This window comes from Albidovulum sediminis (assembly GCF_025380365.1).
Taxonomy (GTDB): Bacteria; Pseudomonadota; Alphaproteobacteria; order Rhodobacterales; family Rhodobacteraceae; genus Albidovulum; species Albidovulum sediminis.
In genome coordinates this window covers 305,638-320,657 of sequence record NZ_JAOCQF010000003.1, presented here as the reverse complement: position 1 = coordinate 320,657, position 15,020 = coordinate 305,638, and the positions used below count along the sequence as shown (strand labels likewise).

At 66.5% G+C, this 15,020-nt stretch carries 13 protein-coding genes; 11 read left to right on the top strand and 2 right to left on the bottom strand.

The window, feature by feature from the left end; genetic code table 11:
• Positions 1-84: 84 nt before the first annotated feature.
• Positions 85-852, bottom strand: a complete 768-nt coding sequence (locus tag N5I32_RS16475) for a DeoR/GlpR family DNA-binding transcription regulator (RefSeq protein ID WP_261497005.1) — start codon at positions 850-852, stop codon at positions 85-87.
• Between the two features lie 301 nt (positions 853-1,153).
• Here N5I32_RS16475 and glpD point away from each other — a divergent pair, with 301 nt between their 5' ends.
• The 10 genes from glpD to N5I32_RS16425 all read left to right on the top strand — a co-directional run bounded on the left by glpD (position 1,154) and on the right by N5I32_RS16425 (position 12,673).
• Entirely contained in the window at positions 1,154-2,728 is a 1,575-nt protein-coding gene (glpD, locus tag N5I32_RS16470; protein ID WP_261497319.1) for a glycerol-3-phosphate dehydrogenase, read from the top strand.
• Between the two features lie 10 nt (positions 2,729-2,738).
• A complete protein-coding gene (locus tag N5I32_RS16465; protein ID WP_261497004.1) occupies positions 2,739-3,842 on the top strand; it encodes an ABC transporter ATP-binding protein in 1,104 nt (367 codons plus the stop codon).
• Positions 3,842-4,918 carry an ABC transporter ATP-binding protein gene (locus N5I32_RS16460; protein WP_261497003.1) on the top strand — a complete coding sequence of 359 codons (1,077 nt, stop codon included), beginning with the start codon at positions 3,842-3,844 and terminating at the stop codon, positions 4,916-4,918. Before N5I32_RS16465 ends, N5I32_RS16460 begins: the two co-directional genes overlap by 1 nt.
• Entirely contained in the window at positions 4,918-5,790 is an 873-nt protein-coding gene (locus N5I32_RS16455) for a carbohydrate ABC transporter permease (protein WP_261497002.1), read from the top strand. The genes N5I32_RS16460 and N5I32_RS16455 overlap by 1 nt, the downstream gene beginning before the upstream one ends.
• A complete protein-coding gene (locus N5I32_RS16450; protein ID WP_261497001.1) occupies positions 5,790-6,593 on the top strand; it encodes a carbohydrate ABC transporter permease in 804 nt (267 codons plus the stop codon). The genes N5I32_RS16455 and N5I32_RS16450 overlap by 1 nt, the downstream gene beginning before the upstream one ends.
• Entirely contained in the window at positions 6,593-7,015 is a 423-nt protein-coding gene (locus N5I32_RS16445; RefSeq protein WP_261497000.1) for a DUF2160 domain-containing protein, read from the top strand. Before N5I32_RS16450 ends, N5I32_RS16445 begins: the two co-directional genes overlap by 1 nt.
• An 88-nt stretch (positions 7,016-7,103) precedes the next feature.
• Positions 7,104-8,825, top strand: a complete 1,722-nt coding sequence (locus N5I32_RS16440) for an ABC transporter substrate-binding protein (protein WP_261496999.1) — start codon at positions 7,104-7,106, stop codon at positions 8,823-8,825.
• 106 nt (positions 8,826-8,931) lie between these two features.
• Complete coding sequence (locus N5I32_RS16435) at positions 8,932-10,071, top strand: DmpA family aminopeptidase (protein ID WP_261496998.1); 1,140 nt, start codon at positions 8,932-8,934, stop codon at positions 10,069-10,071.
• Positions 10,068-11,552, top strand: coding sequence for a glycerol kinase GlpK (glpK, locus tag N5I32_RS16430; protein ID WP_261496997.1), 1,485 nt, complete (start codon positions 10,068-10,070; stop codon positions 11,550-11,552). The genes N5I32_RS16435 and glpK overlap by 4 nt, the downstream gene beginning before the upstream one ends.
• Positions 11,549-12,673, top strand: coding sequence for an iron-containing alcohol dehydrogenase (locus tag N5I32_RS16425; protein WP_261496996.1), 1,125 nt, complete (start codon positions 11,549-11,551; stop codon positions 12,671-12,673). Before glpK ends, N5I32_RS16425 begins: the two co-directional genes overlap by 4 nt.
• 26 nt (positions 12,674-12,699) lie before the next feature.
• Here the strand turns inward: N5I32_RS16425 and pyk are convergent, their stop codons facing one another.
• Complete coding sequence (pyk, locus tag N5I32_RS16420) at positions 12,700-14,148, bottom strand: pyruvate kinase (RefSeq protein WP_261496995.1); 1,449 nt, start codon at positions 14,146-14,148, stop codon at positions 12,700-12,702.
• Between the two features lie 123 nt (positions 14,149-14,271).
• On the opposite strand from pyk, the gene N5I32_RS16415 reads away from it, so the two are divergent.
• Complete coding sequence (locus tag N5I32_RS16415) at positions 14,272-15,012, top strand: N-formylglutamate amidohydrolase (RefSeq protein ID WP_261496994.1); 741 nt, start codon at positions 14,272-14,274, stop codon at positions 15,010-15,012.
• The last annotated feature ends 8 nt before the right edge of the window (positions 15,013-15,020 follow it).

Sequence of the window (15,020 nt, the reverse complement as noted above, 5' to 3'; positions counted from 1 at the left end):
AGGGTATTCGAGAGGCGCCCTATAGCCGGGGAGGGCCCGGTTGGCAAGGGGGAAGGGCGGCCCGAAGGGCTGCTGTGCCCGGGTTCAGGCCTGCGGGGCGATCACGACCCGGGTTGACCATTGCCGGCAGCGTTCGTCCAGATCGGCGGGCAGCGGCCGGTCGGTGAAGACGGTGTCGATCTCGGAGAGCGAGGCGATCCGCGCGGGGGCGGAACGGCCAAGCTTCGAGTGGTCGGTGACCAGGAACGAGCGCCGGGCCTGGCGCAGGATCGCGCGGCTGACCCGCACCTCGACCAGGTCGAAGTCGAGCATGTCGCCGTCGTGGTCCAGCGCCGAGGTGCCGACGATCGCGAAATCGACCTTGAACTGCTCGAAGAACTGCGTGGTCAGATCGCCCACCAGTCCGCCATCAGATCGGCGCAGGGCGCCGCCCGCCACCATGATCTCGCAACTCGGGTTGGCCAGAAGGATGTTGGCCACGTTCATGTTATTGGTCACGACGGTGATGTTCTGGTGATGCAGAAGCTCGTGCGCGACGGCCTCAGTGGTGGTGCCGAGGTTGAGGATCAGAGAGGAGTTGTCGGGGATCTCGGCCGCACAGGCCTTGGCGATGGCGGCCTTGGCGCCTTCGTTCATGCGTCGCCGCTGTTCGTAGCCGATGTTCACCACGCCCGTGCGCGCGACCGCGCCGCCATGGACGCGATCCAGAAACCCGGCTTCGGACAACTCGGTCAGGTCGCGCCGGATCGTCTGCAGGGTGACGTCGAACCGCTGCGCCAGATCCTCCACGATCACGCGCCCCTCGGTCCGCGCGATCTCGAGAATCTCGCTTTGGCGAATGTTGAGGGCCAAGCTTCCGTCTCCCCTGCCGTTCGGCCGGACAGCACCCCCGTCGCGCCCCGATCCCATGGTTCCGCGGGTCGGGCGGGTCATGCTGCGCCAGCATTCGTTTTCTTTCGCGGCGCAGCATGGCGTGTCTCGAACGCCCGGAAACGCACCGGAATTAATTCTACTATGCTCGCTTTTGATGAAAGCGCGCAATAGCGAACATTTACGATTGACGCCCCGCTTCGCTTCGGTGCATGGTCGCGACCGGAAGGGCAAAGTCTCTTCGGGGGAGGATTGCGACGTGGCGGATGCGCGGCGGCCCGAGATGGCCGATCTGTTCATCATCGGTGGCGGCATCAACGGATGCGGGATCGCGCGCGATGCTGCGGGGCGCGGTCTTTCCGTCCTTCTGGCCGAGCAGGGCGACCTTGCGCAGGCAACATCATCTGCCTCGACGAAGCTCTTTCACGGCGGCCTGCGCTATCTTGAGTACTTCGAATTCCGCTTGGTGCGCGAGGCGCTGGAAGAGCGCGAGACGCTGCTGGTCGCGATGCCGCACATCTCCTGGCCGATGCGCTTCGTTCTGCCCTATCATGCGGGCATGCGCTTCGAAAGCGATACGCCGGCGGGGCGTCTTCTGGGGCTTTTCATGCCCTGGATGAAGGGGCGCCGCCCGGCCTGGATGATCCGGCTGGGCCTTTTCCTTTACGACACCATGGGCGGGCGCAAGATCCTTCCCGCCACCCGCACCCTGGACCTGTCCACCGACCCCGCGGGCAAGCCGCTGCAGCCGCGTTTCCGCCGCGCCTATGAATACTCCGACTGCTGGGTCGAGGATTCGCGCCTTGTCGTGCTGAATGCCCGCGATGCCGAGGCGCGGGGCGCGAAGATCATGGTCGGCACGCGCGTGATCTCCGCCACGCGCACGGGGGACCACACGGGGGACCACTGGGAAATCCTGACCGAGGGCGAGGGCGGCCGCCAGACCTTCCGCGCGAAGATGCTGGTGAACGCCGGCGGCCCCTGGGTCGAAGATGTGATCCGCAACGTCGCCCGCATCAGGTCGACCGAGGGTGTCCGGCTGGTCCGCGGAAGCCACATCGTGACGCGCCGCCTGTTCGACCACGACCGCTGCTATTTCTTCCAGGGAGAGGATGGGCGGATCATCTTCGCCATTCCCTACGAACAGGACTTTACCCTGATCGGCACCACCGACAAGGACCATCAGGGCAAGCCGTCCGAGGCGCGCTGTACGGAAGAGGAACGGGACTACCTGCTGGCCTTCGCCTCGAAGTACTTCGCACGGCCGGTGACCGCGGAAGATGTGGTCTGGACCTATTCCGGTGTGCGGCCGCTTTACAATGACGGGGCGAAATCGGCCACGGCAGCGACGCGCGACTATGTCCTGTCCGTCGATGCGGATGGCCCGCCGCTCTTGAATGTCTTCGGCGGCAAGATCACCACCTATCGCCGCCTTGCCGAAAGCGCGATGGAGAAGATCACCCCGTTCTTTCCCGGCCTGAAGGGCCGGTGGACGGCCCGCGTGCCGTTGCCGGGCGGCGATTTTCCTCAGGACGGCGTGGCGGACCTGCTGGCGCGGCTGAGGGTGCAGTATCCGTTCCTTTCGGACTATCACGCCGCTCGGCTGGTCCGCGCCTACGGAACCGAGGCCTTCGCGGTTCTGGGCGGCGCCGCGTCCATGGCCGACCTCGGCCGTGACTTCGGCGCCACGCTGACCGAGGCGGAGGCGCGCTGGCTGATGGGCAAGGAATGGGCCCGGCACGCGGCCGACATCGTCTGGCGTCGGACAAAGCTGGGCCTACGGATGACCGAGGACCAGATCGCCGCGCTGGAGAACCACATGACGAGAGCCCGGGCCGCCGTCCCGGCCGCGGAATAGGAACGAGAGTATGGCGCTTGAGTTGCAGGCAGTTTCCAGGATCGTCGGCGGAAGGGTTCACATCCATCCGACGAACCTGACGCTGCAGAAGGGCACGATGAACGTGCTGCTTGGCCCCACGCTTTCGGGCAAGACATCGCTCATGCGGCTGATGGCGGGGCTCGACGTGCCGTCGCAGGGTCGCATCCTGTGGGACGGCAGCGACGTGACCGGGGTCCGCGTGCAGGATCGCGGCGTTGCCATGGTCTATCAGCAGTTCATCAACTACCCCGGCCTTTCGGTCTACGAGAACATCGCCTCACCCCTCAGGGTCGAGGGTCGCCCGGCCAGCGAGATCGACCGCCGGGTGCGCGAGACGGCGGACCTGATGCGCCTGACGCCGATGCTGGAGCGCAAGCCGCTGGAGCTTTCGGGCGGCCAGCAGCAGCGCTGCGCGCTGGCGCGTGCTCTGGTCAAGGGCGCGGGGCTTGTCCTCCTCGATGAACCGCTGGCCAACCTCGACTACAAGCTGCGCGAGGAACTGCGGGTCGAGATCCCGCGCATCTTCGAGGCGAGCGGGGCCATATTCGTCTATGCCACGACCGAACCGGAGGAAGCCCTGCTTCTGGGCGGCAATACCGCGACGCTCTGGGAAGGGCGGGTGACCCAGTTCGGCCCCACGCCCGCCGTCTACCGACAGCCGACCGACATGGTCACCGCACGGGTTTTCAGCGATCCGCCGATGAATTTCGTGTCCTGCTTCAAGGATGGCCACCGGATCACCTTCGGCGAGCGTGCCAACGCCCCGGCCGACGGCGCCTTTGCCGCGCTTCCCGACGGGCGCTATGTCGCGGGCTTCCGCGCCAACCACCTCGAGCTGAACCGGCATTCGGGCCAGGCGGTCGAGTTCCAGTGCGCCCTGGGCGTGACCGAGATCACCGGATCGGAAACCTTCGTCCACATCGGCCATGGAACCGACCGCTGGGTTGGGCTGGTGCATGGCGTGCACGACCTCGCGCCAGGATCGCGCGTCAGCGTCTGGCTCGATCCCGCCCATATCTACATCTTCCATGCCGACGGGCGCCTTGCCGCCCCTGCCGCCTATGCCTCGGCGGAACTGAAGGGGGCAGCCTGATGGCCCGGATCACGCTCCAGAACCTCGCGCACAGCTATCTGTCCCACCCGAGGGGCGAGGCCGACTTTGCGCTCAAGCAGATGGACCACGTCTGGGACGACGGCGGCGCCTACGCGCTTCTCGGGTCTTCGGGGTGTGGCAAGACCACGCTTCTGAACATCATCTCGGGCCTCTTGCGGCCGTCGCAGGGGCGCGTCCTGTTCGGCGACCGCGACGTGACCGGAGAAGAGACGGCAGAGCGCAACATCGCACAGGTGTTCCAGTTCCCGGTCGTCTACGACACCATGACCGTTCGCGACAACCTGGCGTTTCCGCTGAAGAACCGGCGGATGGACGCGGCCTACGTGGCCGGCAGGGTCCAGCACGTCGCCCGGATGATCGGCATGGAGGACTGGCTTGACCGCAAGGCCAAGGGGCTGACCGCCGATGCCAAGCAGAAGATCAGCCTTGGCCGCGGCATGGTGCGCGAGGATGTGAACGCGATCCTCTTCGACGAGCCGCTGACGGTCATCGACCCGCACATGAAATGGGAGCTGCGGACCCAGCTGAAGTCGCTGCATCGCGAGTTTGGCCACACGATGATCTACGTGACCCACGACCAGACCGAGGCGCTGACCTTCGCCGACAAGGTGGTGGTCATGTACGACGGCCGCGTCGTGCAGATGGGCACGCCGGAAGAACTGTTCGAGAAGCCGGCGCACACCTTCGTCGGCTACTTCATCGGCTCTCCGGGGATGAACCTGTTCGATGCGCGGATCGAGGGCGCGCGCGCCCATCTTGCGGGCGGTGCTGTTGAACTTGGCCGCTCATACGGCTCCGTCGCGGGCCGCACGCAGATCGGTATCCGCCCGGAATACGCGGTCCTGACCCGCGGCGAGGGCATTCCCGTCACCATCCGCCGGGTCGAGGATGTCGGACGGCACCGCCTTGTGCGGGCCGAGGCAGCGGGCCAGGCGCTCAGCATCGTCGTGCCTGAGGGGATGCCGGTTTCGGCTGACCTGACACATGTGAGTTTCGCGCAGGATCGGATCAGCGTCTACGCCGATGACTGGCGCGTGGAAGGGAGTGCCGCCTGATGGAAAAGACCGTCAACCAGAAGGCATGGTTCCTCGTGCTGCCGGTCCTCGTGATCGTGGCCTTCTCGGCCATCGTGCCCTTGATGACCGTGGTCAACTACTCGGTCAACGACACCTTCGGGAACAACCAGTTCTTCTGGGTGGGTCTCGAATGGTTCGAGGAGATGGTCACCTCCGAGCGGCTGCACGACGCGTTGGGCCGGCAGATCCTGTTCTCCGCGATCATCCTCGCGATCGAGGTGCCGCTGGGCATCTTCATCGCGCTCAACATGCCGAAGAAGGGTTTCTGGGGCAGCGTCGTTCTGGTGCTGATGGCCCTGCCGCTGCTGATCCCCTTCAACGTCGTCGGCACCATCTGGCAGATCTTCGGGCGGGTCGACATCGGCCTTCTGGGGCACACGCTCGCGGCCTTCGGGATCGACTACAACTACACCAACGACCCGCTGGATGCCTGGATCACGGTCATCGTCATGGACGTGTGGCACTGGACCTCTCTGGTGGCGCTGCTGGCCTATGCCGGGCTGCAGTCGATCCCGCAGGCCTATTACCAGGCGGCCCGGATCGACCAGGCCACGCGCTGGGCGATCTTCCGCTATATCGAACTGCCGAAGATGCAGGGCGTGCTGCTGATCGCGATCCTGTTGCGCTTCATGGACAGCTTCATGATCTACACGGAACCCTTCGTCGTCACTGGCGGTGGCCCCGGCAACTCCACCACCTTCCTGTCCATCGACCTCGTGAAGATGGCCGTCGGACAGTTCGACCTCGGGCCCGCCGCCGCCTTCTCGATCATGTACTTCCTCGTGATCCTGCTGGTCAGCTGGGTCTTCTACACGGTGATGACCAACCTCGACCGGGAGGAGGCCCGCTGATGCGTCTGAAATCGTCCCCGGTCGTGATGACCCTTTATCTGCTGTTCCTGCTGGTGCCGATCTACTGGCTCGTGAACATGAGTTTGAAGACGAACACCGAGATCACCTCGTCCTTCACGCTCATCCCCAACGACCTGACCTTCCGCAACTACCTGGTCATCCTGACGGATCCGAGCTGGTACATGGGATACGTCAACTCGATCATCTACGTGGTCATGAACACGGTGATCTCGATCACCGTCGCGCTGCCCGCGGCCTATGCCTTCAGCCGCTACAGCTTCATGGGCGACAAGCACCTGTTCTTCTGGCTCTTGACGAACCGCATGGCGCCGCCGGCCGTCTTCGCGCTGCCGTTCTTCCAGCTTTATTCCAGCGTGGGCCTGTTCGACACCCACATCGCCGTCGCGCTGGCGCACTGCCTGTTCAACGTGCCGCTGGCCGTCTGGATCCTGGAAGGCTTCATGCGCGGCGTCCCGAAGGAGATCGACGAGACCGCCTATATCGACGGCTATTCGTTCCCGCGCTTCTTCGTGAAGATCTTCATGCCGCTGATCGCCTCCGGCATCGGCGTCGCCGCCTTCTTCTGCTTCATGTTCTCCTGGGTCGAGCTGCTGCTGTCGCGCACCCTGACCTCGGTGAACGCGAAGCCGATCGCAGCGACGATGACCCGCACCGTGTCGGCCTCCGGCATGGACTGGGGGGTGCTGGCGGCGGCGGGCGTGCTGACCATCGTGCCCGGTGCTCTCGTGATCTACTTCGTCCGCAACTACATCGCCAAGGGCTTCGCCCTGGGGAGGGTGTGATGACCGACACCGCCGGCCCTTCGCGCCGGGCTAACTGGGGCGCCATAACGATCGGCGCCGCCGCCATCATGGGCACGGCTCTTGCCGCGCTCGTCCTCCTCGCGCCACGCAAGGAGGGGGCCATCGACTGGTTCGCCCCGATGATCGCCCAGGGCTGGATGGCCTGGACGCTGCCGGTCGCGCTTTTCTTCTGGTCGATCGCAAGCCTGCTGGTCACCTTCACCATTCTGGCGATCCGCTTTCCGGAAACGCCGCGCCTGGGCATCCTCAGGATCGAGACCACGCGCGGCGACCGGCTGTTCATCAGCCTTCTTGGGTCGGCGTTCATCCACCTGGCCTGGCTTTTCTTCGCGGGGGCGCCGCTTTGGGGCGCCTTCGCTCTCAGCCTCGTCTATGCCGCAGCGGTCTTCCGCTGGGTCTGAAACGGGCACACGAACCGCCGGGGGCGGCAGGAAACATCGTCCCCGGCGAACTGCCGAACCGACGTCTCGCAAACTGGGAGGAAACAGGATGAGACTGCGTCACACGACAACGGCCATGGCACTGGCGCTGATGGCCATGGGCATGCCTGCCTGGGCAGACATGGAGGCCGCAAAGGCCTTCCTCGATGCCGAAATCGGCGACCTGTCGACGCTGAGCCGCGCCGATCAGGAAGCCGAGATGCAGTGGTTTATCGACGCCGCTGCGCCTTATGCGGGCATGGACATCAAGGTGGTGTCGGAAACGATCACGACCCACGAATACGAAGCCAAGGTACTGGCGCCCGCTTTCACCGCCATCACCGGCATCAAGATCACCCACGACCTGATCGGCGAGGGCGACGTCGTCGAGAAACTGCAAACGCAGATGCAGTCGGGCGAAAACGTCTATGACGCCTACATCAACGACAGCGACCTGATCGGCACCCACTGGCGCTATCAGCAGGCCCACAACCTGACCGACTGGATGGCGGGCGAAGGTGCGGCGGTGACCAACCCCAACCTCGACATCAACGACTTCATCGGGATCAAGTTCACCACCGGCCCCGATGGCAAGGTCTACCAGCTGCCCGACCAGCAGTTCGCGAACCTCTACTGGTTCCGCTACGACTGGTTCACGGACCCCAAGACCATGGAAGACTTCAAGGCGGCCTATGGCTATGATCTTGGCGTTCCGGTCAACTGGTCGGCCTACGAGGACATTGCGGAGTTCTTCACCGGCCGCGACATGTCCTATGCCGGCGGCCCGGCCACCGGCGTCTATGGCAACATGGACTACGGCAAGAAGGACCCGTCGCTCGGCTGGCGTTACACCGACGCGTGGATGTCGATGGCCGGCATGGGCGACGTGGGTGAACCGAACGGCCTGCCGGTCGACGAATGGGGCATCCGCGTGGACGAAAACTCGCGTCCCGTCGGCTCCTGCGTGGCGCGTGGCGGTGCGACCAACGACGCGGCGGCGGTCTATGCCGTGACCAAGGCGATCGAGTGGCTGCAGAAGTTCACTCCGCCGGAAGCCCAGGGCATGACCTTCGGCGAGGCCGGTCCGGTTCCCGCCCAGGGCTCGATCGCCCAGCAGATGTTCTGGTACACCGCGTTTACCGCCGACATGGTCAAGCCCGGCCTGCCGGTGATGAACGAGGACGGCACGCCCAAGTGGCGCATGGCCCCCTCGCCGCACGGCGCCTACTGGCAGAACGGCATGAAGGTCGGCTATCAGGACGCCGGGTCCTGGACGCTGCTGAAGTCCACGCCGATCGACCGCGCCCAGGCGGCTTGGCTCTACGCCCAGTTCATCACCTCGAAGACGGTGGACGTGAAGAAATCCCACGTCGGCCTGACCTTCATCCGTGAATCGACGATCCAGCATCAGTCCTTCACGGATCGCGCCCCGCAGCTTGGCGGCCTGGTCGAGTTCTACCGCAGCCCGGCGCGCGTCCAGTGGTCGCCCACCGGGACCAACGTGCCCGACTATCCGAAGCTGGCGCAGCTCTGGTGGCAGAACATCGGCGACGCCATGTCCGGTGCCAAGACCCCGCAAGAGGCGCTCGACGCCCTTTGCGAGGAGCAGGAGAAGGTGCTGGAGCGGCTTGAGCGTGCCGGCGTCCAGGGCGACATCGGTCCGAAGCTGAACGAACCGCAGGACCCGCAGGTCTGGCTTGACGAGCCCGGCTCGCCGGTTGCCAAGCTGGAGAACGAAGATCCGGCGCCGGAAACCATCAGCTATGACGAGCTGATCAAGTCCTGGCAGTAACTGATCGACGGAAGGGCGGGGCGCCTGCGCCTCGCCCTTTCGCTTTGCCATTTTTCCGAACCCCTGAAAGACTCGCTGCCGGATCGGCGACGGAGCGTACAGAGGAATGACATCCCCCCGGATCACCACGCCCTCGGGCAAGTTGCGCGCCGCCGGCGTGGGCTTGCGCCTTGATGGAACGCCAGGGCCCTTCAATGCGATCACCGACGTTCCCGGCGTTGCGGTCGGCTACAGCACGCTGATCCGGGGCGAGGGCCGGCTGAGCGTCGGCCGGGGTCCGGTGCGGACCGGCGTGACGGCGATACTGCCGCGCCCGGTCGATCGTGTCTGGGACCCGGTCTTTGCGGGCCTCTTCAGCCTGAACGGCAACGGCGAGATGACCGGAAGCCATTACGTCGAGGAGGCGGGCAAGCTGAGCCTGCCGATCACCATCACCAACACCAACTCCTGCGGAACCGCGCGCGATGCGACCGTGCGCTGGGCGGCGCAGCGTTTTCCGGACCAGATGGGCGACGACTTCGCCCTGCCCGTGGCGGCCGAGACCTATGACGGGTTCCTGAACGACATCAACGGCTTCCATGTGCGGGAGGAGGACGTGATCGCGGCGATCGACCGCGCTGCCGCCGGCCCCGTCGAGGAAGGCAGCGTCGGCGGCGGCACGGGGATGAAATGCTTCGGCTTCAAGGCGGGGTCGGGCACGGCCTCGCGCGTCGTGACCTACGACGCCGACTATCACCTTGGCGTCTTCGTCCAGGCCAATTTCGGCGCCCGCGCCGATCTGACGGTCCTTGGCCGCCGGGTCGGCCGTTTGCCCGGCCTGCCGGAGATGACGACCCATGCCCCCGCACCGGAGCTGAGCTCGATCATCGCGGTGATCGCCACCGACGCGCCGTTCCTGCCGCATCAGCTGAAGCGGCTCGCCCGCCGTGCCAGCTTTGGCGTGGGGCGGCTGGGCGGCATCGCGCGGCACGGATCGGGCGACATCTTCCTCGCCTTCTCGACCGCGGGAAGCGCGCTTTCGGGGCAGGGCCAGCCCCGCCTCTGCTCCGCCCGCTTCGTTCCCGATGAGCATATCGATCCCTTCTTCGAGGCCGTGGTGCAGGCGACAGAAGAGGCGATCCTGAACAGCATGATCGCAAATGACGACATGACCGGCCGCGACGGCAATTTCGTTCCCGCCCTGCCGCTTTCTGCGCTGGGTTCAGAGGGGCGGGGCGCGGTGAAGCAGGGAGGGCAGCAGACATGACCTACATCCTAGCCATCGACCAGGGCACGACATCCTCGCGCGCGATCCTCTTCGACGTCGCGCTGCGCCCGGTGGCACAGGCACAGGAAGAATTTCCGCAGCATTACCCGGCCTCCGGCTGGGTTGAACATGATCCCGCCGACCTTTGGTCCAGCGTCGCGGCGACCGCGCGCGCGGCCATCGAAAAGGCCGGGACCGGCGCCGGGGATATCGCCGCGATCGGCATCACCAACCAGCGTGAGACGACGCTTCTGTGGGATCGAGCCAGCGGCAAGCCGCTGCACAACGCCATCGTCTGGCAGGACCGGCGCACCGCCGACACCTGCGCCGCCCTGAAGGCCGCCGGACATGAGGCGATGATCTCCGCGCGCACCGGGCTGCTGCTTGACCCGTATTTCTCGGGCACCAAGCTCAAGTGGCTGCTCGACACCATCCCCGGCGCGCGCGACCGGGCCGCGAGGGGTGAGCTTGCCTTCGGCACCGTCGACACCTGGCTGATCTGGAACCTGACCGGCGGGCGCGTCCATGCGACCGACGCCACCAACGCCGCCCGGACGCTTCTGTTCAACATCGCGACGAACGCATGGGATGCCGAGATCTGCGCGCTTCTGGACATTCCGATGGCGCTTCTGCCCGAGGTGAGGGATTGCGCCGACGACTACGGCACCACGCGCGCCGACCTTTTCGGGCGCGAGATCCCGATCCTTGGCGTCGCGGGCGACCAGCAGGCGGCGACCGTGGGCCAGGCCTGCTTTGCCCCCGGCATGATGAAATCGACCTACGGCACCGGCTGCTTCGCGCTCCTGAATACCGGGGCCGACATGGTCCCCTCGAAGAACCGCCTGCTGACGACCATCGCCTATCGCCTGAATGGCCGGACGACCTATGCGCTGGAAGGATCGATCTTCATCGCCGGCGCGGTGGTCCAGTGGCTGCGCGACGGGCTGAAGATCATTCGCGAGGCGCGGGAGACCCAACCCCTGGCCGAGGCGGCCGACGCCGGACAGGACGTTGTCTTTGTGCCGGCCTTCACCGGGCTGGGTGCCCCCTACTGGCGCCCCGACTGCCGCGGCGCGATCTACGGGCTGACCCGAAACTCCGGCCCCGCCGAACTGGCGCGCGCGGCGCTGGAAAGCGTGGGCTACCAGACCCGCGACCTGCTCGAGGCGATGCGATCCGACTGGGGGGCCGAGGCCGATGGCGTCTTGCGCGTCGATGGCGGCATGACGGCCAGCGACTGGACGATGCAGTTCCTGTCCGACATCCTGGGCGCCCCGGTGGATCGCCCGGTCGTGACCGAGACGACGGCGCTGGGGGCCGCCTATCTGGCGGGTTTGCAGGCCGGCCTTTGCCCCGATCCCACCGAGTTCGGCAAGGCCTGGGCGCTGGAGCGCCGCTTTGCACCGCGCATGAGTGAGGCCGACCGCAGCGCGCGGTATGCCCGCTGGAGCCGGGCCGTGCAGGCGACGATGACGGTATGAGCTTTTCGATACTCCAGCCGCCGCGCATCCTGTTCGGCCGGGGTGAGGCTGCGAAGGCCGCCGGTCTGATCCGCGCCTTTGGCAACCGCGTGCTGGTGGTCCATGGCGCGAACCCGGATCGGGCCAGTTGGCTGCGGATACCCGAGGCGGAAGTTCAGGGTCTGCCCTGCGCGGGCGAGCCGACCCTGGAAATGCTGGAGGATGCCCTTCGCCGGGCGCGCGGTTTTGAGCCGCAGGTCGTGGTCGGCCTTGGCGGCGGCTCGGTCATCGACCTTGCCAAGGCGCTGGCCGCGCTGATCCCGGCGCCGGACGGGCCGATGGAGCATCTGGAAGTGGTGGGCAAGGGCCTGCCGCTGAAAGCCGATCCCTTGCCCTTCGTCGCGATCCCGACTACCGCCGGAACCGGGGCCGAGGCCACCAAGAACGCCGTCATCGGCCTGCCCGAGCATCGGCGAAAGGTCAGTCTCCGCGACGATCGCATGATCGCCCGGGTCGCGATCGTCGACCCAGCACTGACCGACCATACCCCGCGCTCCGTCACCCTCGCCTCCGGACTGGACGCGGTAACCCAAGTGGTCGAGCCCTTCATCTCCTGCAAGGCGACCCCCTGGACCGATGCCCTGACCCGCCCGGCCATCGGCCCCGGACTTGCCGCGCTGATGCGGTTGATGGAAGGGGAGGACGCGTCGGCGCGCGACACGCTGGCCTACACCTCGCTCATCGGGGGTATGGCGCTTGCGAATGCCGGGCTTGGCGCGGTTCACGGGCTGGCTGGCGTCATCGGCGGCATGACCGGTGCGGCGCATGGCGCCATCTGTGGCGCGCTGCTTGGCCCGGCGCTGGCCGTCAACCGCGCGCGAAGCGACGGCGCGGCCCGTGAACGGATCGACGAGGCGCTTGGACTGCTCGCCGATCCCCTCGGCTGCGCACCCGTCGCCGTGCCGGAAGAACTGGCCGCGTGGGCGCATCGCGCGGGTCTTCCCCGGCTGTCCGCGCTGGGCGTGGCCCCGGCCGACCACGCGGAGATTTCAGTCGCGGCGGTGGCGGCCTCTTCCAGCAAGGCCAATCCTGTCGCCCTCACTCCGGACGGTTTTGCGGAGATCCTCGGGAAGGCCGGCTAGCCCCCCCGACGCCATCGCCCGGAAAGTCACTCCGGGTCGGTGCGATAGATCAACCGCTCGTCGCAGGGCGCGACACGCAGGATGTTCGTCGTGCCCTTGACGTTGAAGGGCACCCCCGCCGTCACGACGATCTGGTCCTTTTCGGTCGCAAAACCGTATTCGCGCGCGGCCCGCGCTGCATTGACGACGGCCATCTTGAAGCGGTCGATGATATCGGCCGTCAGTACGCAATGGATGCCCCAGGTCAGGCACAAGCGGCGCGCGGTGGACTGGATCGGCGTCAGCGCGAGGATCGGGACGTTCGGGCGTTCGCGCGCGACAAGGCTTGCCGTCATGCCCGACTGGGAAAAGCAGCAGATCGCGTGGATGTTCGTCGCCTCCGCGATCTCGCGCGCCGCGGCGACGATGCCGTCGGCGACGGTCTTGCGATCGACCCTCCGGCTCGCCTCGATCACCTCGCGGTAGGTCGGGTCGGCCTCGACCGACTTCGCGACGCTGTCCATGGTTGCCACGGCCTCGACCGGGTACTGCCCCGCGGCGGATTCGGCCGACAGCATCACCGCATCCGCGCCTTCGTAGATCGCGGTGGCGACGTCCGAAACTTCGGCGCGCGTGGGCATCGGGCTTTCGATCATGCTTTCCAGCATCTGGGTCGCGACGATCACCGGCTTGGCCGCCGCCCTTGCCCCCCGTACAAGCCGTTTCTGGATCGGCGGAACAGAATGGACAGGAAGTTCCACGCCCAGATCGCCCCGCGCCACCATGATCCCGTCCGATGCCGCAAGGATGGCCGGATAGGCCTTGACCGCCGCGGGCTTCTCGATCTTCGACAGGATCGCCGCGCGGCCCCGCGCGAGGCCGCGCGCCTCCTCCACGTCCTCGGGCCGCTGCACGAAGGACAGCGCCAGCCAGTCGACGCCCAGGCCACAGGCAAATTCCAGGTCCGCTTTGTCCTTGTCCGACAGCGCCGCAAGCGGCAGGACGACGTCCGGCACGTTGACGCCCTTGCGGTTCGAGATCGTGCCGCCGATGGTCACCGTGCATTCGGCGAAATCGGCGCCGCAGGCATCGACGCGCAGCCGAATCTTGCCGTCGTTGACCAGAAGCGAGGCGCCCGGTTCGAGCGCGGCGAAAATCTCCTTGTGCGGCAGGCAGACCCGGGTCGCGTCGCCCTCGGCGGGGTCAAGGTCGAAGCGGAACTTCTGCCCTTCCGCCAGATCCTCGGACCCCTTGGCGAACACCCCGACCCTCAGCTTCGGCCCCTGCAGGTCCGCAAGAATGGCGATCGGACGGCCGGTATCCGCCTCGACCCGGCGGATGATGTCGTGACGCGCCTTCTGTTCCGCGTGGCTGCCGTGGCTCATGTTCAGGCGGAACACGTCTGCCCCCGCGTCGAAAAGCGCGCGGATGGTGTCATAGTCGCTGGAAGCGGGGCCAAGCGTCGCCACGATCTTCACATTGCGCAGGCGTCTCATTCCCCATCCCCCTGTTTGCGGTAACATCGCGGGTCTCTATGACCTATTCCCCTTTTCAGGGCAACTGGTGCTTTCCTGCAAGAGTGTCTAAACCAGCCTACGCGAAAGTTCCGGGAAGAAATGATGACGTTTTCGGCATGCGAGATCCTGGGGCCCGATCGCCCGTCCCGATGGCTCGTCACCTGCGACCACGCGTCCAATGCCGTGCCGCCAGAGGTGGGCGGCGGCTCGCTTGGCATCTGCGCCGCCGACATGGACCGTCACATTGCCTATGACGTGGGCGCGGCAGGCGTCACGCGCGCGCTGTCCGCACGGCTCGACGCTCCGGCCATCCTGTCCACCTTCTCCCGGCTGGTCATAGACCCCAACCGCGGCGAGGATGATCCGACGCTCCTGATGAAGTTGTACGACGGCACCATCATCCCGGCCAACCGGCACGCCGGCGCCGAGGAGGTGGAGCGCCGCCTCCGGGCCTTCTACCGCCCCTATCACGATGCCTACGCGCGGCTTGCCGCCCGCCGCCCCGACACCGTGATCTGCGCCGTCCACAGCTTCACCCCGCGCCTGAACGGCCGCGCGCCCCGCCCGTGGGAGGTCGGCGTCCTCTATTCCCATCTCGACGACCGGCTGGCACTGCCGCTGATCGACCGTCTCCGGGCCGAGGGTTACGCCACCGGCGACAACGAACCCTACAGCGGACACCTCGACGGTGACGCCATAGACCGCCACGCCCTGCGCCACGGACGGCCGAACGTCCTGATCGAGGTCCGCAACGACCTGATCCGGGATGCGGCGGGTCAGGCCATGTGGGCCGACCGTCTCGCCCCCATTCTTGAGGATGTGCTGGCCGCATCCGGCCATTGAGGACCCAT